The sequence below is a fragment of the Nocardioides sp. Root151 genome, from assembly GCF_001427925.1.
In the GTDB taxonomy this organism is placed as follows: domain Bacteria; phylum Actinomycetota; class Actinomycetes; order Propionibacteriales; family Nocardioidaceae; genus Nocardioides.
In genome coordinates this window covers 796,469-818,839 of record NZ_LMGG01000004.1, presented here as the reverse complement: position 1 = coordinate 818,839, position 22,371 = coordinate 796,469, and the positions used below count along the sequence as shown (strand labels likewise).

The 22,371-nt window shown below is 70.1% G+C and carries 25 protein-coding genes and 1 pseudogene; 11 read left to right on the top strand and 15 right to left on the bottom strand.

The features are described 5' to 3' along the window. Position 1 precedes the first annotated feature (1 nt). From ASD66_RS12525 to ASD66_RS24740, 4 genes are all read right to left on the bottom strand, one after another. Positions 2-904 carry a universal stress protein gene (locus ASD66_RS12525; protein ID WP_056891101.1) on the bottom strand — a complete coding sequence of 301 codons (903 nt, stop codon included), beginning with the start codon at positions 902-904 and terminating at the stop codon, positions 2-4. Between the two features lie 83 nt (positions 905-987). After that, the gene (locus ASD66_RS12520) at positions 988-1,998 is read right to left on the bottom strand and encodes a magnesium transporter (RefSeq protein WP_056891100.1); all 1,011 of its coding nucleotides are present in this window, start codon (positions 1,996-1,998) and stop codon (positions 988-990) included. Then, the gene (locus ASD66_RS12515; RefSeq protein WP_056891099.1) at positions 1,995-2,450 is read right to left on the bottom strand and encodes a pyridoxamine 5'-phosphate oxidase family protein; all 456 of its coding nucleotides are present in this window, start codon (positions 2,448-2,450) and stop codon (positions 1,995-1,997) included. Before ASD66_RS12515 ends, ASD66_RS12520 begins: the two co-directional genes overlap by 4 nt. A 37-nt stretch (positions 2,451-2,487) precedes the next feature. Further along, positions 2,488-3,393, bottom strand: a complete 906-nt coding sequence (locus ASD66_RS24740; protein WP_056891098.1) for a hypothetical protein — start codon at positions 3,391-3,393, stop codon at positions 2,488-2,490. A gap of 132 nt (positions 3,394-3,525) precedes the next feature. Between ASD66_RS24740 and ASD66_RS12505 the strand changes: the two genes are divergently transcribed. Continuing rightward, entirely contained in the window at positions 3,526-4,479 is a 954-nt protein-coding gene (locus ASD66_RS12505) for a universal stress protein (protein WP_056891097.1), read from the top strand. On the opposite strand, the gene ASD66_RS12500 is transcribed toward ASD66_RS12505, so the two are convergent. Continuing rightward, complete coding sequence (locus tag ASD66_RS12500) at positions 4,404-4,826, bottom strand: pyridoxamine 5'-phosphate oxidase family protein (protein WP_056891096.1); 423 nt, start codon at positions 4,824-4,826, stop codon at positions 4,404-4,406. The two genes, ASD66_RS12505 and ASD66_RS12500, sit on opposite strands and share 76 nt — an antisense overlap. Before the next feature lie 227 nt (positions 4,827-5,053). Here ASD66_RS12500 and ASD66_RS12495 point away from each other — a divergent pair, with 227 nt between their 5' ends. Next, positions 5,054-5,920, top strand: a complete 867-nt coding sequence (locus ASD66_RS12495; RefSeq protein ID WP_082599466.1) for a universal stress protein — start codon at positions 5,054-5,056, stop codon at positions 5,918-5,920. Positions 5,921-5,975: 55 nt separating this feature from the next. Here the strand turns inward: ASD66_RS12495 and ASD66_RS12490 are convergent, their stop codons facing one another. Beyond that, complete coding sequence (locus tag ASD66_RS12490) at positions 5,976-7,358, bottom strand: MBL fold metallo-hydrolase RNA specificity domain-containing protein (RefSeq protein ID WP_056891094.1); 1,383 nt, start codon at positions 7,356-7,358, stop codon at positions 5,976-5,978. Between the two features lie 164 nt (positions 7,359-7,522). On the opposite strand from ASD66_RS12490, the gene ASD66_RS12485 reads away from it, so the two are divergent. Both ASD66_RS12485 and ASD66_RS12480 read left to right on the top strand, forming a co-directional pair. Further along, positions 7,523-8,488: an ABC transporter ATP-binding protein gene (locus tag ASD66_RS12485; RefSeq protein WP_200950011.1), complete on the top strand. Its 966-nt coding sequence runs from the start codon at positions 7,523-7,525 to the stop codon at positions 8,486-8,488. Next, a complete protein-coding gene (locus ASD66_RS12480) occupies positions 8,427-9,221 on the top strand; it encodes an ABC transporter permease subunit (protein ID WP_082599465.1) in 795 nt (264 codons plus the stop codon). Before ASD66_RS12485 ends, ASD66_RS12480 begins: the two co-directional genes overlap by 62 nt. A 26-nt stretch (positions 9,222-9,247) precedes the next feature. On the opposite strand, the gene ASD66_RS24160 is transcribed toward ASD66_RS12480, so the two are convergent. Continuing rightward, entirely contained in the window at positions 9,248-9,688 is a 441-nt protein-coding gene (locus ASD66_RS24160; RefSeq protein WP_162254269.1) for a pyridoxamine 5'-phosphate oxidase family protein, read from the bottom strand. A 180-nt stretch (positions 9,689-9,868) separates the two neighbouring features. Here ASD66_RS24160 and ASD66_RS12470 point away from each other — a divergent pair, with 180 nt between their 5' ends. From ASD66_RS12470 to ASD66_RS12460, 3 genes are all read left to right on the top strand, one after another. Next, positions 9,869-10,765: a universal stress protein gene (locus ASD66_RS12470; RefSeq protein ID WP_056891091.1), complete on the top strand. Its 897-nt coding sequence runs from the start codon at positions 9,869-9,871 to the stop codon at positions 10,763-10,765. 151 nt (positions 10,766-10,916) lie between these two features. Further along, positions 10,917-11,816, top strand: coding sequence for a universal stress protein (locus ASD66_RS12465; RefSeq protein ID WP_082599463.1), 900 nt, complete (start codon positions 10,917-10,919; stop codon positions 11,814-11,816). 16 nt (positions 11,817-11,832) lie between these two features. Beyond that, complete coding sequence (locus ASD66_RS12460; RefSeq protein ID WP_056891089.1) at positions 11,833-13,494, top strand: SulP family inorganic anion transporter; 1,662 nt, start codon at positions 11,833-11,835, stop codon at positions 13,492-13,494. A 77-nt stretch (positions 13,495-13,571) separates the two neighbouring features. Here ASD66_RS12460 and ASD66_RS12455 read toward each other — a convergent pair whose 3' ends face one another. From ASD66_RS12455 to ASD66_RS12445, 3 genes are all read right to left on the bottom strand, one after another. Further along, entirely contained in the window at positions 13,572-14,372 is an 801-nt protein-coding gene (locus tag ASD66_RS12455) for an alpha/beta fold hydrolase (protein ID WP_056891459.1), read from the bottom strand. Positions 14,373-14,440: 68 nt separating this feature from the next. Further along, entirely contained in the window at positions 14,441-15,124 is a 684-nt protein-coding gene (locus ASD66_RS12450) for an ABC transporter ATP-binding protein (protein ID WP_056891088.1), read from the bottom strand. After that, positions 15,121-16,170: an ABC transporter permease gene (locus ASD66_RS12445; protein WP_235530068.1), complete on the bottom strand. Its 1,050-nt coding sequence runs from the start codon at positions 16,168-16,170 to the stop codon at positions 15,121-15,123. Before ASD66_RS12445 ends, ASD66_RS12450 begins: the two co-directional genes overlap by 4 nt. A gap of 109 nt (positions 16,171-16,279) precedes the next feature. Here ASD66_RS12445 and ASD66_RS12440 point away from each other — a divergent pair, with 109 nt between their 5' ends. From ASD66_RS12440 to ASD66_RS12430, 3 genes are all read left to right on the top strand, one after another. Beyond that, positions 16,280-17,362: a sensor histidine kinase gene (locus ASD66_RS12440; protein ID WP_200950009.1), complete on the top strand. Its 1,083-nt coding sequence runs from the start codon at positions 16,280-16,282 to the stop codon at positions 17,360-17,362. Beyond that, positions 17,359-17,979, top strand: coding sequence for a response regulator transcription factor (locus tag ASD66_RS12435; protein WP_056678073.1), 621 nt, complete (start codon positions 17,359-17,361; stop codon positions 17,977-17,979). The genes ASD66_RS12440 and ASD66_RS12435 overlap by 4 nt, the downstream gene beginning before the upstream one ends. A gap of 62 nt (positions 17,980-18,041) precedes the next feature. Continuing rightward, the gene (locus tag ASD66_RS12430; RefSeq protein WP_056678070.1) at positions 18,042-18,554 is read left to right on the top strand and encodes a ferritin; all 513 of its coding nucleotides are present in this window, start codon (positions 18,042-18,044) and stop codon (positions 18,552-18,554) included. 60 nt (positions 18,555-18,614) lie between these two features. On the opposite strand, the gene ASD66_RS12425 is transcribed toward ASD66_RS12430, so the two are convergent. The 3 genes from ASD66_RS12425 to ASD66_RS12415 form a co-directional block, all read right to left on the bottom strand. Beyond that, positions 18,615-19,025, bottom strand: coding sequence for a TIGR03618 family F420-dependent PPOX class oxidoreductase (locus ASD66_RS12425; RefSeq protein ID WP_056891086.1), 411 nt, complete (start codon positions 19,023-19,025; stop codon positions 18,615-18,617). A 72-nt stretch (positions 19,026-19,097) separates the two neighbouring features. Further along, on the bottom strand, positions 19,098-19,298 hold the full coding sequence (locus ASD66_RS12420; protein ID WP_056678061.1) for a cold-shock protein: 201 nt from the start codon (positions 19,296-19,298) through the stop codon (positions 19,098-19,100). A 511-nt stretch (positions 19,299-19,809) separates the two neighbouring features. After that, on the bottom strand, positions 19,810-20,430 hold the full coding sequence (locus tag ASD66_RS12415; RefSeq protein ID WP_200950007.1) for a M23 family metallopeptidase: 621 nt from the start codon (positions 20,428-20,430) through the stop codon (positions 19,810-19,812). A gap of 328 nt (positions 20,431-20,758) precedes the next feature. Here ASD66_RS12415 and ASD66_RS12410 point away from each other — a divergent pair, with 328 nt between their 5' ends. Next, positions 20,759-21,520, top strand: coding sequence for a LysR family substrate-binding domain-containing protein (locus ASD66_RS12410; RefSeq protein WP_082599529.1), 762 nt, complete (start codon positions 20,759-20,761; stop codon positions 21,518-21,520). Positions 21,521-21,592: 72 nt separating this feature from the next. Here ASD66_RS12410 and ASD66_RS12405 read toward each other — a convergent pair whose 3' ends face one another. Both ASD66_RS12405 and ASD66_RS24735 read right to left on the bottom strand, forming a co-directional pair. Then, positions 21,593-22,144 (bottom strand): nucleosidase, encoded by a 552-nt coding sequence (locus tag ASD66_RS12405; RefSeq protein ID WP_056891084.1) that lies wholly within the window; start codon positions 22,142-22,144, stop codon positions 21,593-21,595. 34 nt (positions 22,145-22,178) lie between these two features. Next, a pseudogene (locus tag ASD66_RS24735) lies at positions 22,179-22,371 on the bottom strand (hypothetical protein); the annotation flags it as partial.

The window sequence follows — 22,371 nt, the reverse complement described above, 5'->3', positions numbered from 1 at the left end:
GTCAGATCTCGCTGACGGGTGCAGCCTCGGGGACCACGGCGACCGTGCTGCCCGACCGCTCGAGCACCGCCGTGGCCGTGGCTCCGGTGACCAGCCCCAGGAGCGGTGACACCCGGTGGCGGCCCACGACGATGAGATCCCTGGGTCGCGATCCGCTCGTCAGGCACTGCTCGACGGGGCCCCGAGCCAGCTGGAGCGTGACGTGCACGTCCGGGAACTTCTCCGACAGGCCCGCGACCGACTCCGACAGGAGCAGGTGAAGCTCCTGGTCGTCGGCCAGGACCACGGACTCCGGAACGGACGGGTGGGTGACGGGACCTGTCACGCAGTGCACCACGGTCAACGGGAGGCCCCGCAGGGAGGCGTGGCGGAAGGCGAACTCGACCACCGGAAGCGACTCGGCGGACCCGTCGGCGCCGACGAGGACCCCGTCCTTGAGGGCGCCGGAGTGCCCGGGCCGGCACACCACGACGGTGCAGCGTGCCGATCGGACCACGCCGGCGCTCACGGATCCGAGGACCGTGCTGCGGAAGGGACCCCGGCCCCGCGATCCCAGGACGATCATGTGTGCCGAGGCGGAGAGCTCGACGAGACGCTGCCGGGCTCCACCCAGCAGTGGCACTCCTTGGACCTGGACGCCGGTTTGCGTCGACGACGCGAGTGTCACGGCCTCCTGCACGAGCGCCCTGGACGTCGCGAGGAGATCCGGCAGCTGTTGCGAACAGCCGCCGTCCACTCCCGCCCATCCGATGGTCCTGAGCTCACCCTCGCCGCCCGCATTCACGATGGCGAGGGGCCGTCCCTCGAGGGCCGCCTGATCTGCTGCCCAGGTGACGGCATGCCTGGCGGGCTCGGAGCCGTCATAGCCGAGCACGATGCTGTCCGGTGTGATGTGTGTGTCCATGGTTTCAGCGTGCCGACGACGAAGGGCGTGCCACACGGTCCATGGGCCCGAACGACGAGGACCAAGGGCCCGAAGCCGAGGGCTCAGACTCCCCCGACCGAGATGGCCAGGGCGAAGTAGACGGCAAGCGACAGCAGGTCCTGGATCACGGTGGCCAGGGGTCCCGATCCGAAGGCCGGGTCCTTCCCGAACTTCGCGAAGACGTAGGGAAGCCCCAGCGCCACGAGGGTGGCGGTGGCACAGCTGACCACCAACGCGAGGGAGATCGCGAACGCCAGTCGCAGGTCTCCGCCGACCATGAAAGCGAAGGGCAGGAACAGGCCGGCCAGGACGAGCCCGATGAGGAGGCCCGTCGCCAGCTCACTGACCAGGATTGCGCGCAGGGAGACACCTTGGGAGATGCCGCGGATCACCAGGGCCTCCGTCTGGGTGCCGACGGCGTCGGCCAGGTAGACGACCGCCGGGACGAAGAAGGCCAGGACCACACGGGTGGCGAGCGCGTCCTCGAAGGAGGCCGTCAGGACCGTGGAGAACATCGCCCCGAGCAGGCCGAGGACCAGCCACGGGGTGCGGTGCCAGAGCCGACGCACGACGCGCTCCTCGAGTGCCGAGCGCACCTGGGCGGTCCGGGCCAGGGAACCTCCGAAGCGGGCGACGTCCTCCTCGTGCTCGGTCACCAACGCCAGCAGCAACGCCTCCGGCGGGAGCACACCGAGAAAGCGGTGATCCACGTCGACCACCGCGAGCACCCTGGAGCCCCGCCGCGCCACGTCTGCGGCTGCTGCTTCCTCGAAGTCGTCAGGTGCCGCCCGAGGCACGCCCGGATCGACCAGCCCGGCCACTCGATCGCCGGGTGACGCGGCTGACAGCGACTCGATGGGCACCAGTCCGACCAGGTGGTCGCCGTCGAGGACGGCGAGATGTCCGGCGTAGGAGAACCGGCCGGCTGCCAACAGGGCGCGGGCCTCGACGACCAGTGCGTCCGGCCCGACCTCGGGCACTCGTGCCTCGATGCGGCTGGCCACCCTCCGGCGACGCCCGGGACCGTCGCTGGCGCGGGACGCCTTGCCGCTCGGGGCCTCCAGCGTGGTCACGCCGGCAGGAGTCGGCGCCCGGTCACCAGACGAGGCCGGATGCGCACCACGAGGTTCCGGGTTCCGTCCGCCCAGGGAGCGGGCCGATCCTCCGGAATGCTCACGTCGGAGTCGTCGTACTCGGCCGAGCCGCGCACGAGGACGCTCCAACCGGTGCGGTCGGTCTCGTCGAAGTGGTCGACCTGGAAGGCGACGTGGCCGGAGATCATCGTGCGGCCCAGTTCGGTGTGCGGAGAGGTCCGGAACAGGATGTCACCGCCATCGAGCACGTGGTTCACCGGAAGGACCACCGGACCGCCCTCGACCGAGTAGGCAATGCGCCCGACCGGGCAGGATCCCAACAGCTCCAGGCACTCGTCCGGGGACAGCTCCCTGAAGTGGTTCGCGTACCAGCGCTCGTTGGTCATGTCGTCTCCCTCGTCGGAGTGGGGGCCCAGGACGTGCCCGCTCACTTCCGAGTCTTCTCGGCAGGCGACCGTGGCTGCAGGGTCACGAGACATGCCCCGTCGGGACCAAGGACCCGGCGGGCCGGAGGAGCGTGCGGAACGTGTGCCAGGCGAAGGAGCCGAACACCACCGAGGCAGCCCCCAACAGCAGCGTCGTGGGAACCGAGGCATGCGGGTCGTCCCTGAGCAGCATGACGACTGCCATCGCGGTCACCGACGGGGGAACCAGCGCGAACCAGCCGATCACCGCGTAGTGGGCACGCCATCCGCCCGCGGCTCCGGAGACGAGCGCGCATCCGGCGGCGACAGTACAGGGCACCACGATCCCCAGATCGAGCAGGAAGATGGACCAGAAGAAGGTTCGCTCCTCCGCGAACTCGGCTCCGATCCCGGCTCCGGCGAACGAGCCGCCGACGGCGCCGGCGTACCGAAGCGCCACGAAGGTGGCCAGGGCGAACATGACCAGCCCGGCCCGTCGCTGGTCACGACTGTCGCGTCGCGGCACCGGGACGTACGCCGACAGTGCCCACGACCAGACCATCAAACCGGCTGCGAGGACGAAGGTCAGCAGCTGACCCAGCACGACAACCGAGTAGTGGTCGTACTCGGGTCCGAGGATGTACTGCACGAGCATGTAGGCCGCGTAGGCGGACGGGGCGAACCCGAAGAGGGGCGCCGAGCGCGCCCCCATGAGCCCCGCCACTCCCGTGAGCGCTGCCCACGGGACGACGACGACGAGGGTCACGAGCTCGAGTCCGAGGAGCTGGTTCGCCAGCGTGTCGGAGACGGGGTACCTCACGACTCCCAGGACCAGGGGCCCGAGCACGGAGTTGGCGAGCAGGCTGCCGGCCAGGACCAACAGGAGCACCCCATAGGCGCCCGGTGGTGGTGCCTTGGCAGCGGGCCTGCTGGTCTCGCCCGGCATCGATCCGATCCCTGCACGGTCCATACCGGACACTCTGCGCCCTCCTGATGTCCTCGTGGGAGGGACCTTGTGCTCCATCACACGAGACCTGCTCCCCTGTGAAGCCGGGAGGCGCCGCCGTTGGCTGGAGGGACGCAACGATTGGAAGGACCCACGATGCCCGCTGACGAGGCCACCAAGGTCGGACACGAAGATCCCGCATGGACGGTGCCCGGAAGGGCAGTCGTCGTGGCTGTGGACGGTTCCCGCCAAAACCGGGCCGCCATCGAATGGGCTGCCGACACCGCGGTCGGGAGCGACCGCCCGCTGACCCTGCTGCACGTGCTCGACGGGTCGGAGATTCCACTGCCGTTCCATCGCATGGAGCCTGACGACACCCTGGGACGACGACTCCTCGCAGCTGTGGCGGAGACGGTTCACAGCGCTCACCCCGAGGCCCACGTCCTCGAGGAACTCGGGATCGGCCGACTCGAGGACACCTTGGTCACGCGCTCCGCCGCACAGTCGGCTGTCGTGGTCGGTCGACGTGGTCACGGCACCTTCCTTCGGCTGCTCATCGGCTCCACATCGCTGAAGGTCTGCGGCCGCGCGCGCGTGCCCGTGGTGGTGGTCCCGCAGGACTGGGACAGTCGCGCGCATCGCAGGGAACCTGTCGTCGTCGGAGTCGATCATCGTGACGTGCAGGGGGAAGCGTTGCTCTATGCGTTCCTGGAAGCTCAGCGCCGCGGCGTGACCCTGATCGCGGCGCACGGACGAGAGTTGCCAGCACGGGACTGGGATCAGGATCCTCCTCCGGAGTTCAGTGCCGTGGAAGCCGCCGAGCAGGCCTCGCCAGAGGCGCTCGCTCGCGTGGTCGCGCCGTTCCGTGACCGGTTCAACGACGTCCACGTCGAGTTGCTCCACGGCCACGAACACCCGCTGACCGTCCTGCTCGACCGGACCGGTCCTGCGCAGCTGCTCGTACTCGGTCGCCATGGCAGCCGCGACCGCAGGGGCAGCTTTCCGTTCGGCTCCGTCGCACAAGCCGCTCTCCACTATGCCGAGGTGCCCGTGGCGGTGGTTCCCCCGACCGCGCGTCCCGTCAAGGAGACCCACGGCAACCTGATGTGAAGATGCCGGCTCCCACCCGCCCAGGGCTCGAGGTCGGCCAAGCCTGCCAAGGCGGACAGCGCATCGGCGTCCGAGAGCATCTCGCCGTGACCTGTGGCCACCACGCTCCAGCCACGCCGCAGGCCAGGGTCGAGATGGTCGACCTCGACGGCCAGGTGCGACGACCAGCCCACCGTGCCCAGCACTGAGTACGGCGCCGTACGGAACACGATGGCGTCGTCCACGACGACGTAGTTCACCGGCACGATGTGGGGACCCGACGGTGTGCACACTGCCACCCGGGCCACCTCCTCGTGCGAGAGCAGTTCGAGGCACTCCTGTGGGGAGAGTTCTCGCGGCATGTCCATGACAGGCTCCTCTCTTCTGGCTGCCCATCGGGCGACGGGTGCCCCTGGCTTCACGCTACGAGTCGGTGCGGGGGTCGGCGAAGGGTCGAAGGTCCCGGTGCCACGCCTGCGTCGAGCAGGGTCGAGCCGGGCTTCCCGCAGGAGGGGCTGCCCACACGGGCACTCAGTCCCTGTCCGAGTGACCTCCGGCCCTTCTGCAGTCGGCCACGCTTCGACAGGGTCAAGACATGCCAGAACGCATCCGTGATCTGCCACGTCGCCGCCCGATCGTTGTCGGAGTCGATGGTTCGAGGAACAACCAGGCGGCCGTCCGGTATGCCGTCGAAGACGCTTCAGGAACGCGGCGTCCACTCCTTCTGGTGGCAGTGCTCGACGTTCCGGGCGCCCCCTCGCCCGCCCGGGATCCGGAGCCTGCCTGGACCCTGCTCACTCACGTCGCGCGAAAGGCCACGAGGCAGCACCCCGAGCTCAGGGTGCGCAGCACCCTCGAGTTCGGCAACGTGCCCTCCCGCCTGCTCGACCGGACCAGGCGTGCGGACCGTCTGGTGGTCGGGCGACGCGGGCTCGGAACCTTCGGTCGTCCGATTCTGGGCTCGACCTCCACCGACGTCGCAGCCCGCTCGGACCGACCGGTCGTGATCGTTCCCGCGGCCTGGCGCCACGCGGACCACGGGCGCCAAACAGTCGTGGTGGGCGTCGATCCGGCGCGCCACGACGACACGGCTCTCAGGTTCGCCTTCGCGGAGGCAGCGCGACGGGGGGCCTCCCTCGTGGCAGTGCACGCGATCGACGCCGAGACCCGCTTGGTCTGGGATCCCCTGCAGGCCGCTCCCGCCCACCGAAGCACGCTGACGATCGGTGCGAGGCGCCTGGAAGACGTGGTGGCCCCTCTTCAATCCGCCTTCGCCTCGGTGCCGGTCACACTCTGCGACGAACGGGTCGACCCCGCAACAGCCCTGCTGCGTCGTGCGCGGGCTGCCCAGCTGCTGGTGCTGGGCAGAGAAGACCGAGAACATTTTGCGCCGGGTCTCGGCTCCACCTCGCGCCAGGTGCTCCACTACGCCGAGGTCCCGGTCGCGGTGGTACCGGGCTGACACCACCGACGCTTCTCACCGCACCGCCGCGCGACCCAGGTACCGGTCCGCGCCGTCAGTCGACGAGCACCCTCTCCTCATGGCCGGGCACGACGGCAGTCCAGGAGAGCTCTTCACGCAGGCGCTCCGCAAGTGCCTGGGCCGAGTGCGGTTCCCCGTGGACCACGAAGGTCGTCCGCGGCGACGGGGAGGGACGCAGCCACTCGATCATCTGGGAGGCGTCCGCGTGCGCGGAGAAGCCCCGGACATTGACGACCTCTGCACGCACGGGGACGTAACGACCGTGGATCTTGACGGCGCGCGCTCCGTCGGCGAGGAATCGCCCGCGGGTCCCTGCGACCTGGTACCCGGTGAGGATCACGCTGTTCCGCTCCATCGGCAACTGGTGCTCGAGGTGGTGAAGCACGCGGCCGCCGGTCGCCATACCCGACGCCGAGACGAGAATGCACGGATGCCGTGGGTCGTTCAGCCGCCTTGACTCGTCGGGGTCCGAGACCAGCCGAAGCTTGCCCGGGTCGAACGGATCCGAGTCGCTCGCGATCTCGTCGCGGAAGTCGGTGTCGGTGGCTCGCAAGGCCGCCTGGTAGACCTGCAGAGCACTCAGCGCCATCGGGCTGTCGACGTACACCGGCACGTCCTGAACCTGGCCGGATCTCACGAGCCGCTGGATCTCGTGCAGGACCATCGGAGTCCGGTCGACTGCGAAGGCAGGCAGCAGTGCGACGCCACCGCGTCGCAAAGTTCGCTCCAACGCCCCGGCCAGCTCCTCGCTGCCGTGGCCGTGGTGTTCCCGGTTGCCGTACGTCGACTCGACGACGAAGTGATCGGCCCGTCCGGGGTGTTCCGGTGCACGCAGCAACGGATGATCCGTCCGGCCGAGATCACCGCTGAACACAAGTCGGGTCGCGCCTCGGGAGATCGCCACGAACGACGATCCCAGGATGTGGCCGGCGCGGAACAGCTCGGCGGTGAACTCCCCACCCAGCGGAATCTCCTCATGCCGGGCAACCGGGCGCAGGAGTGCGATCGCCCGCTCCGCGTCAGCACTGTCGAAGAGGGGTCGCGGGCGTTCGTGCTTCGAAAGGCCCGTCGACCGCGCCCACCGTGCCTCCTCCTCCTGGAGGTGGGCAGCATCGCGCAGCACGATCGCCGCCAGGCGCGCGGTGTCCGACGTGCAGGTCACGTGGCCGGCAAAGCCTTCGCGGGCCAGGACCGGAAGGTACCCGGAGTGGTCCAGGTGGGCGTGAGTCAGCACCACGGCGTCGAGTGTCGACGGATCCAGCGGCGGCGGCTCCCAGTTGCGCCGCCGCCAAGCGGACTCACCCTGGAAGAGGCCGGCGTCGACCAGGATCCGGCGGCCGTCGTGCTCCAACAGGAACTTGCTCCCGGTGACCGTGCCGGCCGCGCCCAGGAAGGTCAACGTCATGGGGTTGCTCATGACCCAACGCTCATCGCGAGCCCGGGCCACCGACAGTGGCGTTGGTCGTCAACTGCTCGGGACCTTCAGCCCTGTCTGGGGCCGGGAGACAAGTCGACGAGGGCCCTTGGACCCTCCCGGCACCCGGAGCGAGACTCCTAGCGTGTGACCGGAGAGGAGTCACTGTGGACGAGTCCCTTGCCGTCGCGACGACCGGCCTGACCAAGGCGTTCGGGAAGCGGCGCGCCCTGCAGGACCTTGACCTTGAGGTGCCGCGCGGCGTCGTGTTCGGTTACCTGGGACCCAACGGGGCCGGCAAGACCACCACCCTCAAGCTTCTGGCCGGGCTCTACCGACCCACCTCGGGTCGGGCCCGCATCTTCGGCCGCGACGTCACCTCCGACCGCGACCGCGTCCAACGGATGATCGGCTACCTTCCCGGGGACTTCACCGGGTACGCCGACCAGACCGGCCGGCAGTTTCTCCACCTGATCGCTTCACTGCGAGGCGGCGTGGATCCGGCCATGGTCAGGCGGCTGGCCGAACGGTTCGACGTCGACCTGGGGCGGAGGCTCGGGACGCTCTCCCACGGCAACAGGCAGAAGATCGGCATCATCCAGGCCTTCATGAACCAGCCGCCGCTGCTCGTCCTCGACGAACCGACGCAAGGGCTCGACCCCCTGATGCAGCGCGAGTTCCTGGCGCTCCTGGGTGAGGTCCGCGGGCGAGGGCAGACAGTGCTGCTCTCCTCCCACGTCCTCTCCGAGGTGGAGGCCGTGGCAGACCGGATAGCGATCCTGAAGAGCGGACGACTACTGACCACACTGCCGATGGACGATCTCCACGCCGGCGCGCGCCGCAGCATCGACCTCACCTTCGAACATGACGTCCCCGAGGCTGAGCTCCGCCACGCCAGTGGCGTGCGCGACGTCCACGTCCGCGACCGGACCGCTCACCTGACCGTGACCGGGTCGACCGCCGACCTCGTGCGGGTCGCCGCACCGTACGGCGTCGCGCGGATCACGACCCACGACACGGACCTGGCAGACACCTTCCTCGGCTTCTACGAGAACGGATCGGAGGACCCTGATGCGCAACGTCTTTCAGAAGGCCCTGTGGGATCAGCGCCGCAGCCTTCCCTTCTGGGCTAGCGGAGTCGCGTTGGTCGTCCTGCTCGAGGCCGCACTGTGGCCCTCCATGGCCAACATGACCAGCCTCGACGACTACCTCAGGGATCTCCCACCGGCCCTGCGGGAGGTCTTCCCACTCGACCAGATGGCGACCGGTGCCGGCTTCCTCAACGCCGAACTGTTCACGCTGGTCCTGCCGATGATCTTCCTGGTGTTCGCGATTACGCGCGGGGCCCGCATGCTTGCCGGCGAGGAAAAGGCAGGCACACTCGACCTACTGCTCGTCACTCCGCTGTCGGCCACACGACTCCTCGTGCAGGAGGCCGCCGCCCTCACCCTCAGCATTGCCGTCCTCGGCACCGCGGTCTGGGGCGCGACGGTGATCGGCGGCCGATTCTTCGGCCTCGGCATCTCGCTGGCGGCAGCGACCGTGGGCGCCATCGCCCTGGTGTTGCTGGGCTTCGAGTTCGGGATGCTCGCCCTGGTGACTGGTGCCCTCACCGGGCGTCGTGGATTGGCGGTAGGCGTGCCCGCCGCCCTGGTCCTGGCCGCGTATCTACTGTTCGTCGCCGGCGCCCTCGTAAATGAGTTCGCGGAGTGGCGAAGGCTCTCTCCGTTCGACCAGGCGCTGCACGCCGGGCCGCTGGCAGCTCAACTGCCCGCGTCATTCGTGTGGCTGGTCCTGCCCCCGATGCTCGCTCTTGTCACCGCGTTGCCGTTCTGGTCGCGTCGTGACATCGGCATCGGCCGCTGACTCGGGCGACCGCCGGTCACCAGGCCTCACACGGTGCGTCGTACGGGCATCTCCTCGGTCGAGGACCAGGGTCCTCCGAGCTGGCGGCCGGACAGCTCAGTCCAGGCGAGGCGGATGTGGAGCGGACGCTCACCCCCGGCCCAGGGCCGCGGTTCCCAGTCCCGGCGGATGACGTCCAGGGTGTCCGGGTCCTCGACACATTCACCGGTGCCGACCGCCACCACGCTCCAGCCACGGTGCCGCTCGTAGTCGAGGTGATCGACCTCGAAGGCGAGGAGCTCCGGCCAGCGGCGCTGACCAAGGACCGAGCCGGGGTCCGTCCGGAAGACGACGGCGCCGCGCACGACGGCGTAGTTCACCGGCACGATGCGCGGGCCGTCGGGGGTGCACACGGCCACCCTCCCCACCACTCCCGCCGAGAGCAGGTCCAGGCACTTCTCCGGGGGTAGTTCGCGGGGCAGATTCACTGGGTCGCTCCTCCTGCAACGGCCGCGACACGTCAGCCCGACCTGGCGTCCCCACGTTAGGAGCGGGCCGTCGGCCCATGCAGGGTCGAAGGTCCCGCAAGTCGGGACGGCCGGCCCTCCCAGGGTGGTTCGGTCGACGCCATCGTGAAGGGAGGAACCGCAGGCAGCGAGGAGCCCACCATGGACAACCGTTCCACTGGAGTGGCGCCCGTACGGCATGGCTCCGCAACGCGTCCGCTCCTGGTCGGGGTCGGCGCCGACGGCCGTTCGGCCTCAGCCGTCGTCTGGGCTGCCCAGGAAGCGGAACGGACCGGGCAGCTGGTGCGCCTCGTGACCGCCGTGGAGTCGAGCGCGGACGAGGCCTCGGAGCAGACCGGCCACGACCTGTCCGTGCTCGCCAGACGGCTCGCCCTGGGACAGGTGCAGACACGCCGACTGGTCGGCCCCGTCGCTCCCACCCTCCTGGCGGCCGCCCCCGGCAACGAGCTGGTGGTGATCGGCCACCGTGGCATGGGACGTACGGCGCGGGCGATGACCCGCGGCACGTCGGCCCTGGTGGCCACACACTCCCCCGTGCCGGTGGTGGTGGTCCCCGAGGCATGGATCCAACCTCGGTTCGCGGCGGCACCGATCGTGCTCGGACTCTCGCCCGACACTGGCGAGGGCCAGGACCCGGAGGCACCGGCACTCGCGTTCGCGTTCGCCCGTGCGGACGACCTCCGGACACCGTTGACCATCGTCTGCGCCTGGCAGGTTCCTCCGGTGCTGGCGTACGACGCCGAGGCGATCGCCCTCTACGAGGAGTCGGTCCGGACGTCCCTCGCGACCCGGTTGGAACCATGGCTCGAACAGTTCCCGGAGGTGGAGGCGACCCTGTCCTGCAGCGCCGCCACGCCGGTGGTCGCCCTGCTCCAGTCCGCTCGCCACGCCCAGCTGACCGTCGTCGGGCGCACCCGGGCCAACGGTCTGGGCCGTCATCGACTCGGCTCGACCGTACGAGCGCTTCTGCAGCGCACGGAGAGTCCTGTCGCCGTCGTGCCGTGGCTCCGCCCCTTCTCGTCGCCCACTCTCGGCTGATCCGGGGCCGGACTCCGTCCGGGGCTTTGTGCCCACCGACACACGACGATCGTCCCTGCCGGTGCGCAGGGCCTGCGCGGTTCGCTGGAGGCAATCGGACTCCAGGAGGAATCATCATGTTGCGCACCCACCCCGTCATCAGAGCACTGCGATGACCGCCCCGGCATGGCAGAGCCGCCCCGTGGCGTGGACCGACCCGACCCGCGCGATCGTCGTCGGCGTCGACGCGTCACCGAGCAACGCCGCCGCCGTCGACTACGCCGCGCATGACGCCACCGCCACGGGGCGTGACCTGGTCCTGGTCGTCGCCGTCGACGACTCGGTCATCCCCGTGCCCCATCACGACGTTCGCTTCGACACCTCGCACGAGTGGCAGCTCCTGCACGAGACGGAACGTCGGCTGCGCGCCGACCACCCCGACCTGACCGTTCACCACGAGGTCAGGTTCGGTGGCGCCGCCCACTGCCTGCTCGACCGCTCCGTCGAACAGGCCCGCCTGGTCGTTGGCAAACGCGGGCTCGGGACGTTCAGCCGGATGCTGGCCGGGTCGACCTCCATCGCGGTGGCCGGCCGGTCACGGGTGCCGGTGTTCGTCGTCCCGCCGGCCTGGGAACAGGCTGCTCACGAGCACGACAAGGTCCTCGTGGGGATCGACCCCGACGAGGGGTCGGAGACCGCCTTGCGCTTCGCGTTCACCGAGGCCGCGCGACGCGGCGTCCGGCTGGAGGTCCTGCACTCGGTGGACATCGAGCCGATCCTCGTGTGGGACCCCCAGCTCGGCGGGCCGACGTACCGGGAATGGCAAGAACGGGGTGCCGGGTCCGTGGAGCGCACCGTCAAGCCGCTCCGCGACGAGTTCCCCGACGTCGAGGTGGAGCTCACCCACAAGGTTGGCCATCCGGGCACCGCGCTGCTCGACGCGGCGGCTCGGGCACAGCTCCTGGTGCTGGGCCGACGCCGCAACGGCAGGTTCGGCCTGGAGCTGGGCTCGGTGGCCCGAGGGGTGCTGCACCACTCGGAGACGCCTGTCGTCGTGGTCCCTTCCCACTGATCCGCGGGAACTCGTGATGGCGGGGAAACCGGTCTCCCTGCTGACCGGGTACCACCGATCGTGGTTCCGGGGCGACCTGCTGGCCGGCGTCACCGTCACCGCCTATCTCATTCCGCAGGTGATGGCCTACGCAGAGCTGGCCGGACTACCTGCCGTGACAGGCCTCTGGGCTGCCGCAGGAGCCCTCCTCGGCTATGCGTTCGTCGGGTCGTCGCGGGTGCTGTCGGTCGGACCGGAGTCGACCACGGCACTGATGACGGCCGCGGTCCTCGGCGCCAGCCCCGCCGCCTCGGCGAATCCGGCCGCATTCGCGGCGGCGCTGGCGCTGATGGTCGCGCTGATCTGCCTGCTGGGGTGGTTCGTGGGCTTCAGCGCCTTCGCCGACCTCCTCTCGCGCCCCGTCCTGGTCGGCTACATGACCGGAATCGCCGTGGTCATGGTGGTCTCTCAGCTGGACAGGCTCACCGGCACGACCGCGTCCGGGGACTCGACCGGGGCCGACCTCGTCAGCCTGGTCGAGAACATCGACGGCGTGCATGCTCCGACGCTCGCACTGGGCCTGGCCACGCTGGCCGTGCTGCTGCTCGGGTCGTGGGCGTTTCCCAGGGCGCCCGTTGCCCTGATCGGGATGCTCGGCGCTGCCGGCGTGTCGGTGCTGCTGGACCTCCCTGGTGCCGGCGTCGAGGTCATCGGGACGATCCCCACGGGCCTGCCGATGCCCGCCGTACCGGCCGTGGGCCTCGGCGACGTGGCAGGCCTCGTGCTGCCCGCACTGGGCGTGGCACTGGTCGGCTACACGGACAACGTGTTGACCGCGCGATCGTTCGCGGACCGCCGCCAGGAGGCCATAGACCCGCGCAGGGAGCTGCTCGGTCTCGGCCTGGCCAACATCGGGTCCGGACTGATGCACGGCTTCCCGGTCAGCAGCAGCGGCAGCCGTACGGCGATCGCGGACGCGGTCGGTGCCAGGTCGCAGGTGACGAGCCTGGTCACCCTGGCCGCCACCGTGGCCGCCATCTTCACCATGGGCCCCGTGCTCGCCGCCTTTCCTTCGGCGGCCCTGGGGGCCGTCGTCGTCTACGCGGCGGTGCGGCTGATTGAGATAGCCGAGCTGCGTCGCTTCGCCGCGTTCCGGCGAAGCGAGCTGCTCCTGTGCGTCGCCACGATCGCGGCGGTGCTCGTGCTCGGCGTGCTCCAGGGTGTGCTGATCGCGATCGTGCTCTCCGTGCTCGACCTCCTCCGTCGCGTGGCCCGGCCCCATGACGCAGTCGAGGGCACGGTTCCGGGCGTGGCGGGCATGCACGACATCGATGACTACCCGCTCGCGCAGCAGGTTCCGGGCCTGGTGGTCTATCGGTACGACTCCCCGCTCTTCTTCGCCAACGCCGGGGACTTCCTGCGACGGGCGGTCAGGGCCGTGGACGGAGCCCAGCAGCCGGTGCGCTGGCTGGTGCTGAACACGGAAGCCATGGTCGAGGTGGACATCACCGCTGCCGACGCGCTCGAGACGCTGCGCCGCCAGATGACCGAACGCGGGGTGACCCTGGCCCTGGCCCGGGTGAAGCAGGACCTGCGGGATGAGTTGAAGCCCACCGGGCTGTTGGACCGGATCGGGGCCGACCGCATCTTCCCGACCCTTCCGATGGCGGTGTCGGCGTACGAGTCCAGCCAGCGGTGACTGCTCGGGTCCTGTCGACACGCTCGAAGCGCGGAGCCAGCGGAAAAGTCACCTGCGCGACAGCCTGCCCGCCTCGTTCACCTCTGGGGATGGGCCAGGCAGAACTCGCGCACGGCTCGGTTCACCAGCCCGGGCCGCTCGAGGTTGCACATGTGCCCGGCGCCCGGGATCACCACGAGCTGCGTGTCCGCGATCGCCGTCTCGAACTGACGGGCCACGCTCAGGGGCGAGCGCACGTCCTCCTCGCCCCAGAGCAGCAGGGTGGGGACGGCGACCCGAGGAAGCAGGTCGCTCAGGTCGGCCGCGGCCATGATGGCGAGCTGGTGCCTGAGTGAGGCCGGCCGGACGTCGGCGGAAATGGCCGCGAGCAGCGGCAGGAACTCCGCCGGTGGGTCGCCGGCGAAGAGCCCCGGAAGGGTGGGGCTGAAGTCCTCCGCAGGTGCAGCCAGCATCCGGCGGGCACCGTCCACCCGAGCCCGGACCTCGTCGGCGGGAAGGGACCCCGACCACCCGGCGTACGTGTCGTTCATGATCAGCGTGGCGACGAGAGCCGGATGACGGCGGTAGAGCTCAAGGACCATCGTGCCGCCCCACGAGAGACCGGCGACGTGCGCGGGCCCCAGGGCCAGAGAGTCGATCAGTCCCGCGAGGCAGTCGGCGTAGTCCGTGAGGCCGAAGTCCCTGGGCATGTCACCGGACCGACCGGCGCCGGGCTCGTCCCAGGCCACGACCGTGAAGTCGTCGGAGAGAACCTCGAGCTGTGGTTCCCAGATGCGGCCGTCCTCCGCCGCGCCGTGGACGAGGACGAGGAGCGGCCCGTCACCGACCCGGTGGTAGGCGACCTCGATCCCGTTCACCTGCGCGAAATCCACCGTCATGCGCCCCACCACCTCCTCGTTCACGGGCCCCCATCTGCACCTTAGTCTTCGGGGGCGATACGGCCGCCTCAGACGGGGGCAGACTCCCGCAGGCGGCCGTCGACGCACTCGACGACGCGGTCGTCGTCGCCCAGGTGCCCGGTGTCGTGGGTGACCAGCACGGTCCCGACGTTGCGGTCGACGGTCATCCGCCGGATCAGGGCCATCACCTCGGCACCGCGTTCGTGGTCCAGCGCGGACGTCGGCTCGTCGACCAGCAGCAGTGCCGGCGAACCCATCAGCGCGCGGGCGATGTTCACCCGCTGGCGTTGCCCGCCCGAGAGCTGCGCCGGCAACCGGTCCGCCTGGTCCAGCAGCCCCACGTCGGCGAGGAGGTCACGCGCCTCCCCCGTCGCCGTACGGCGTGAGCGGCCGGCCAGCGACGCGGTGACGGTGAGCTGTTCGAAGGCGGTCAGCGAGTCGATCAGGTTGGGTTGCTGGAAGACCAGACCGACCCGGTCGCGGCGCAGCTGCGTGCGCTGGCCTGCCGAGAGGGTGCCGGTGTCGACTCCGTCGACGACCACCCGGCCCGTGTCGGGGGTGATCAGGGTGGCCGCCACCGCGAGCAGTGACGACTTCCCGGACCCGGAGGGCCCGACCAGCGCGGTCAGGGCGCCGCGCGGCACGACCAGCGAGGCGTGGTCGACGGCGGTCAGCCGAGAGGCACCGTCGGGGTAGGTGAGGGTGACGTCGGTCAGTTCCAGGGCGTTCATCGGGCACTCCCCAGTGCGGTCAGCGGGTCGACGGAGGTGATGCGGCGTACGGCGAGGGCGGCGCCGCCGAGGCCGAGCAGGACCAGGGCCAGCAACGGCATTCCGATGGTGGCCGCGTCGAGCACGAACGGCACGGCGCGGACGGCGAGCGTCCCGACGCCGACGACGATCACGGCACCGAGTCCGACTCCCAGTCCCAGCAGCAGGGCAGCCTGGCCGAGGGCATCGCGGATCAGGTAGCCGGTCGAGGCACCGAGCGCCTTCAGGACGGCGATGTCGCGCTGGCGTTGCACGGTCCACACCGTGAAGAACGAGCCCACCACGAGTGCGGAGATGGCGAACAGGAACCCGCGGATCAGCTGCAGCGAGCCGTTCTCCGACGAGTACGCGCCGATCCCCGCGAGCGAGTCGTCGAGCGACACGTTGGTGAAACCGGTCGGCGCCGAGGTGGAATCGGTGGCGAAGACGGTCGCGGAATCCGTCGCGCCGGTCACCGACTGCCAGTCGACGAGGTCGAGCCACACCACGGGCACGTGCGAGTAGGACGCGTCACCACGCACGGCGGTGACCGTGAACTCCTGTGTGCCGACCAAGAGCTCGTCGCCCTCGTGCAGGTCGAGGTCCTCGGCGACCTGGTCGGTCAGGACCACCCTTCCGGGACCGACCCCGTCGGCGTCGGGCGCGATCGGGCTGCCGGGCCGCACCCCCATGACCGTCACCGGCTCGGCCTTGGCCGCGGTCGCCGCACGCGAGGTGGCCACACCCAGGGGTTCACCCTCGATGCTGCCGTCGGTCGGGACCCTCGACGCTGAGAAGTCGGCCGTGGCTCCGGAGAAGACCAGACGCTCCGTGTGGAGTCCGGTGATCGCCGAGGTGCTCTCGTCGGCCAGCCCGCGGGTGAGCCCGCTCAGCAGTCCGACGAGCACGGCGATCAGGGTGACCACACCCGCCATCAACAGGAACCGGCCCTTTGCATGCACCAGGTCGCGCCATCCGACGTACAACGTCTGCCTCCTCGACTTCGCGGTCGTCACGGTGACGGCCACGTCTTCGAGTCTGGTCGTGAGCCGGCGCGGGGAGATCGCCCGTGAGGAGGCTCCCGGCTCCAACTTTCGGTTGATGGGTGGCGGCTTCCCGACTGCCTATCCTGGCCCGGTGACCTCCCCGATCAGCCGCGCACTCCCCTTGGTGCGACTGGTCACCCATCTGCTCGTGGTGGCGCTACTGCTGGTCACCGCGGTGTCGGCTCTCGGGGACGGTCCCGACACGGCCGTCCTCGTGGTCACCGCGCTGCTTGCGGCCGTGTACGTCGCCGGACTCGGCCCGTGGATCACCCGACGGCCGGCACTGGTCCCGCTCTGGGGCGCCCTGCTCTCCCTGGTGTGGATCGGCCTCGTCGTGGTGACCCCGATGGGCGTCTGGCTGGCCTTTCCCTTGTTCTTCCTGGCCCTCAACGTGCTGCCCGCCCGCGTGGCGGTACCCGTGGTCGGTGCCCTGACCGTGGTCGCCGTCGTCGGCTTCGCGCACCACAGCGACGCGTGGGAGATCGGCGGCGTGCTCGGTCCCGTGATCGGCGCCGGAGTGGCGATCGCCGTCGTCCTCGGACTCCGGGTCGCCAGTCAGGAGAGCGAACGACGCGGGAAGCTCGAGGAACGGGAACGCTTCTCCCGCGAGATACACGACACGCTCGCCCAGGGCCTCGGCAGCATCCACCTCCTCCTCGGTGCGGCCGAGCGTCACCTCGACGCACACCCGGGCCTGGCCAGGGACCTGGTCGTCCAGGCGCGCGAGGTGGCCGGCGCCAACCTGGTCGAAGCTCGGCGCCTGGTGCGGGCCCAGGGCCCGGCAGACCTCGCGGAGCGGTCGCTGCCCGAGGCGCTGGCCCGGCTGGCGGACGGCGTCGACTCCCCCACCACCACGTTCCGCGTGGACGGCACACCCTTCGCCCTGCCCGGCGCCCACGACGTGGCACTGCTGCGGGTCGCCCAGGAGGCGATCGCCAACGCCGTCCGACACGCCGGTGCCCGACGGGTCACCGTCACGCTGTCCTACCAGGACGACGAGGTCGCCCTCGACGTCGTCGACGACGGCAACGGGGCCGCCACGGACAACGGTGGCTATGGGCTCACCTCCATGCGAGCCCGGGTCGCCGAGCTCGGCGGTACCTTCGATCTCGAGTCGACACCCGGCCACGGCACCGCCGTCGCGGCCCGGCTCCCCCTGGAGGTGCACCCATGATCCGGGTCCTGCTTGCCGACGACCATCCCGTCGTGCGTGCCGGGCTGGCCGCCGTACTCGCGCTGCAGGCGGACGTCGAGGTGGTCTACCAGGTCGACACCGCCCGGGGCGCCGTGGCGTTCTGCGCCACCACGCCGGTCGACGTGGTGCTGATGGACCTGCGGTTCGGTGATCGCGTCGACGGGATCGATGCCACCCGCAGCCTGCGGGCGCTTCCCGAGCCTCCCCAGGTGCTGGTGCTCACGACGTACGACGTCGAGACCGACGTGCTGGCTGCCGTGGAGGCCGGCGCGGTCGGCTACCTGCTCAAGGACGCCGACCCGGCGGACCTCGCGGCCGGCATCCGGGCGGCGGCGCGCGGTGAGACCTCATTGGCTCCCTCGATCGCGCAACGGCTGGTACGCCGCACGCTGCGTCCGGACACGTCCCTCTCTCCCAGGGAGCTGGAGGTGCTGGGGCTGGTTGCCGACGGGCTCTCCAACCAGCAGATCGGCGAGCGGCTGTTCCTCAGCCAGGCCACGATCAAGTCCCACCTGGTGCACGTGTTCGGCAAGCTCGGCGTCGACTCGCGCACGGCGGCCGTGGCCAGTGCGCGGGCGTCCGGGATGATCCGCTGACGAGGTGAAGGTGAGCCAATCCTTCGATGCACAAGGCAGTCCGGCCGCCTAGTCTTGGGGCCATGAAGCTCAACGAGACCCTCGAGTCCGCATTCAATGACCAGATCACCCTGGAGTTCGAAGCATCGCTGGTCTACCGCCAGCTGGCCATCGAGCTCGAGCTGAAGGACCTGCCCGGCATGGCCGCATGGCTGCGCCACCAGGCCGACGAGGAGATCGTCCACGCCAACAAGTTCATCGACCACCTCGCCGACCGGGGCAACCACCCGAAGATCGGCGGCCTCAGCGCCCCGACCGTGAAGGGGTCCTCCGTGCTGGAGGTGTTCGAGGCGGCCTACGCCCACGAGCAGCGCGTGTCCGAGAGCATTCGCGAGCTCTACCGGGCAGCGGAGAAGGAGGGCGACCTCGACTCCCGCCCGCTGCTCAACTTCTTCCTCGAGGAGCAGGTCGAGGAAGAGGCCACGGTCAGCGAGATTGTCGGTCGCGTCGAGCTGATCAACGAGGACGGCCCCGGCCTGCTCCGTCTCGACGAGGAGCTCGGCGCACGGCCGACCAGGTCGACCGAGGCCAAGTGACGCATCGCTCCGCCTGAACAACGGCGCCGCACCCCACTGGGGTTGCGGTGCCGTTCTCGTTCAGTGCTCTTCGGGGGCCCTGCCCAGCGCCCGGGACAGTGTGATGCGCAACGCGACCCGCTGTGGGTTCGGTCGCGGCACCTTGTAGCGGACCGCGTAGCGCTCCTCGGCCTCGCGCACGGACTCCGGGTCGTCCAGGACCCGGGCGACGCCTTCGAGTGACGCCCAGTGCCGGCCGTCGATCTGGCACACCGCGACGGGCGCGCCCTCGTCGTACGCCGCGATGTTGCGGGCCTTGACCGACGTGCGACTGGTGATGCCCCACGCGAACGCCCGGTCCGCGTCGAGCACGATCCCCATCGGGGTGACGTGCAACGTGCCGTCGGGGCGAGGGGTGCTCACCGTGCAGAGGTGGCGGGCCCGCCAGAAGGCAAGGTAGGCCGGGTCGTCGAGCAGGTCGAGTCGGGACATGACGTCATTCTCCCCGAAATACGAAGAACCCCCGCAGCCCGAAGGCTGCGGGGGTTCTTGCGAGTGAGGGTCTCAGAGACCGCGCACGTTGGTCGCCTGGGGGCCCTTGGGACCCTGGGCAACCTCGAACTCGACCTTCTGGTTCTCTTCGAGGTTCTTGAAGCCGGTGCCCTGGATCTCCGAGTAGTGCACGAAGACGTCGGGGCCTTCAGCCTGCTCGATGAAGCCGAAGCCCTTTTCGCCGTTGAACCACTTGACGGTTCCCTGTGTCATGTTGCTGCTCCCTTCTGGAGCGTAAAGCGGGGCCCTGCATGATGCGAAAGTCCCAATAAACTGATGATGCGTTCTGCCCGGGGCGGATCGTTGTCCGCAACACACGGTCATTGACGCTGATTCGGTCGGGCACCGACAGAACAACGCGGCCCGACGACGACAACGGTACGGGCAACGGAAGCGAATAGCGAATTTCGGCACGACATCGGCATGGCGTGTTCCGTATCACCCGAGGTGTAGAACGCGTCGAACGTGGGCACACGTGTTCCATCGGCGAGCCCACGGGGGAGCTCACCGCACCGACAGGAGGAACACCATGCTCGTCTGGACGACCATCATCGGCGGCATCGCCCTGCTCCACGTGATCGGCGTGTTGCTGCCGGCGGAGGAAGAGCCGCAGCCCCAGCCGATCCGCGTGCGCGACTGAGCCCCGGACTCGCCGAAGGGCTCGCTCAATGACACAACGAAGGCCCCGCCGATCGGCGGGGCCTTCGTCATTGCCTTGGCCGGATCAGGGGTGCAGGCCGTGCTCGGTGAGCGCGGTGAACGGGTCGACCGGCACGTCCGGGCTGGGCCGAACCTCGAGGTGCAGGTGCGGGCCGGTGACGTTGCCGGTGGCACCGATGTAGCCCAGCAGGTCCCCGGCTGCCAGCTCCTGCCCGACCGTGGACGTGATCGAGTTCTGGTGGCAGTACCAGAGCTGTGTGCCGTCGGCGAGCTCGACGACCGTCTTGTTGCCATAGGCACCGTCCCAGCCCGACTCGATCACGACGCCGTCGGTGACCGAGTGGATCGGGGTTCCGTCCGGCGCGGCGAAGTCAAGGCCGGTGTGGGTGCTGGACCACAGCGAACTGGTGGCGCCGAAGGTGCCGGTGAGGTGGTAGCCCGAGACGGGCAGCACCCAGGCCGGCGGAAGCGGTTCGAGGGTGACCGGCTTGGCGACGGACTTCGGCTTCGCGTCCGCGGAGACGGGGACGGGGGCCTGCGCGGCCACCTGCTTCCCGGCGGGAGCCTGGGCGGTGGCCGAGGCGGGGTGGGCCTGGCTCGGGGCGGCCAGCGAGGTGCTGACCAGGAGGACGCCGAAGGCGGCGCTGCGGGCAAGGGTACGGCGGAACTGTGGACGTGTAGGCATGCTCTTGTGGGTCACTCGCCGATCGCTGACCGCTGCGACTGCTTGCGTTGGACCTGCCCGGTGATCCGATATCGGTGACATGGACGGAGTCGGGATGGGCAGTGGTCGGCGTCCCGGTTCCGGCCCCGCTTGCGGCGTGCTAACAATTGCAAGCGGCGGCCCATCCAGTGGGCCATGTGGGCTTCGCTGGTTCAAATCAGGACATTCCGCCCGGTAACGCCGGTCACAGGAATTTTCCGGGCCCACGCCTGAGCGGCCCGGAAATGGCGAGGGAGATCACAACGCCCCGAAACCCGCCGGATCGCCGCGTCCTCGCTAGCCTGTGCAGGTGACTGAGCCGCTACGGATCGCGTTCGTGCCCGGCGTGACCCCCGACAAGTGGTCGCGCATCTGGCGCGAGCGCTTCCCGAGACTCCCGCTCGAGCTGGCCCTGGTGGAGGAGGCCGAGCAGCGTCTCGTGCTCGACGAGGGCCGCGCCGACATGGTCTTCGTCAGGCTCCCTCTCGACCAGGACGGCCTGCACCTGATTCCGCTCTACGAGGAGCAGCCGGTGGTGGTCGTGGCCAAGGACCACCCGGCCGCGGCGTACGACGAGGTGCCGCTGGCCGACCTCGCGAACGAGCAGCTGGTGGCTGGAGAGGTGCCGGGCTGGGCCGAGCTGGCGACCGCCACTCCCCTGGACTTCCCCGAGATGACGTGGAAGGACGCGTTCGAGGTGGTGGGCTCCGGCACGGGCATGGTCATCGTGCCGATGTCGGTGGCCCGGCTCCACCACCGCAAGGATGTGGTGCACCGGCCCGTGGTCGGCGTACCCCCGACGCGGGTGGGGCTGGCCTGGCCGCTCGGCGTGGACGACCCGCGGCTCGAGGAGTTCATCGGTGTCGTCCGCGGCCGCCGGGCCAACAGCTCGCGCAGCGAGACCGGCCTGCGGCCCGCCACGGGCAAGGCGGCCGAGAAGAAGCCGGCCCGGAAGGCGCCGGCCAAGCCGGTTGGCGGCAGGTCCGCCGCCGGAGCGGCGAAGAAGACCGGCGCACGCAAGGCGTCCGGGGACAAGCGCCGCACTCCCCCGGCCCGCAAGCGCCGACGTTGACCGTCGCACTTGTGCGCCCCTGTTGACGCCTTGCGCCCTGCCAGCAGGGTGCACGGCGTCATGGACGGAGCGTTACTCGGGCAGCGACTCGTGGAGCCAGGCACCGAGGACCTTGGCACTGTGGTCCACCAGGGACGGCCAGTCGACGGCGCCCTCGTCTGCGTTGTCCGAGACGTGCTTGACCACCCGCACCGGCACGCCGAACTGGCGGGCGGCCCAGACGACGGCGTAGCCCTCCATGTCGACCAGGTGTGCCCGCTCGGCAAGGCGTGACCGCACGAGAGGGTCGGTGACGAACGTGTCTCCGGTGGCCAGCACGACGGGTCCTTCACCCACGCGCAGCTCCTCCTGCGGGTCGTAGCCGAGTTCCCGGATCGCGTCGGCGTTGATGTCGTGGTTGAGGACGACACCCGGCTCGTGCAGTCCGGTCAGTCCGTCGCGCAGGGCCCCGGCCGTGCCGATGTTGATGACCTGCAGTCCGTCGGTGTCCTCGAACGCGGCCAGGGCGCGGGCCGTTGCGACGCCTGCGGCGGTCTTGCCCATGCCGGTGATCACGACAGGCAGCCCGTCGGGGACGTACGCCGCCTCCGCGGCAGTCGCGGCGACGATCAGGTAGGAGCTCACGCCCGAAGGCTACGAGTGGGTCCAGCCGGGAAGGTCAGGGGGTCGTCGTGGGAGCCGGCTCGAGCGCGAGCACGCAGGGGTCGGCCGGGTCGAGCGGCTGCCCGGTGGCCGCGTCGATCGGCTGCCCGGTCGCCGGGTCGAGGATGCAGGCCGGCGCGGCCGGCTCGACCGGGTCGGTGGGCGGCGTCGTCTCCGGGGGGTCCGTGGGCGTGGGTTCACTCGGTGTC

Bases quoted from the DNA above. Each gene is read 5' to 3' on its own strand.
- ASD66_RS12525 (WP_056891101.1), bottom strand. From the start codon at position 904: ATGGACACACACATCACACCGGACAGCATCGTGCTCGGCTATGACGGC.
- ASD66_RS24740 (WP_056891098.1), bottom strand. From the start codon at position 3,393: ATGGACCGTGCAGGGATCGGATCGATGCCGGGCGAGACCAGCAGGCCC.
- ASD66_RS12505 (WP_056891097.1), top strand. From the start codon at position 3,526: ATGCCCGCTGACGAGGCCACCAAGGTCGGACACGAAGATCCCGCATGG.
- ASD66_RS12500 (WP_056891096.1), bottom strand. From the start codon at position 4,826: ATGGACATGCCGCGAGAACTCTCCCCACAGGAGTGCCTCGAACTGCTC.
- ASD66_RS12495 (WP_082599466.1), top strand. From the start codon at position 5,054: ATGCCAGAACGCATCCGTGATCTGCCACGTCGCCGCCCGATCGTTGTC.
- ASD66_RS12490 (WP_056891094.1), bottom strand. From the start codon at position 7,358: ATGAGCAACCCCATGACGTTGACCTTCCTGGGCGCGGCCGGCACGGTC.
- ASD66_RS12480 (WP_082599465.1), top strand. From the start codon at position 8,427: ATGCGCAACGTCTTTCAGAAGGCCCTGTGGGATCAGCGCCGCAGCCTT.
- ASD66_RS12470 (WP_056891091.1), top strand. From the start codon at position 9,869: ATGGACAACCGTTCCACTGGAGTGGCGCCCGTACGGCATGGCTCCGCA.
- ASD66_RS12465 (WP_082599463.1), top strand. From the start codon at position 10,917: ATGACCGCCCCGGCATGGCAGAGCCGCCCCGTGGCGTGGACCGACCCG.
- ASD66_RS12460 (WP_056891089.1), top strand. From the start codon at position 11,833: ATGGCGGGGAAACCGGTCTCCCTGCTGACCGGGTACCACCGATCGTGG.
- ASD66_RS12455 (WP_056891459.1), bottom strand. From the start codon at position 14,372: ATGACGGTGGATTTCGCGCAGGTGAACGGGATCGAGGTCGCCTACCAC.
- ASD66_RS12450 (WP_056891088.1), bottom strand. From the start codon at position 15,124: ATGAACGCCCTGGAACTGACCGACGTCACCCTCACCTACCCCGACGGT.
- ASD66_RS12435 (WP_056678073.1), top strand. From the start codon at position 17,359: ATGATCCGGGTCCTGCTTGCCGACGACCATCCCGTCGTGCGTGCCGGG.
- ASD66_RS12430 (WP_056678070.1), top strand. From the start codon at position 18,042: ATGAAGCTCAACGAGACCCTCGAGTCCGCATTCAATGACCAGATCACC.
- ASD66_RS12425 (WP_056891086.1), bottom strand. From the start codon at position 19,025: ATGTCCCGACTCGACCTGCTCGACGACCCGGCCTACCTTGCCTTCTGG.
- ASD66_RS12420 (WP_056678061.1), bottom strand. From the start codon at position 19,298: ATGACACAGGGAACCGTCAAGTGGTTCAACGGCGAAAAGGGCTTCGGC.
- ASD66_RS12415 (WP_200950007.1), bottom strand. From the start codon at position 20,430: ATGCCTACACGTCCACAGTTCCGCCGTACCCTTGCCCGCAGCGCCGCC.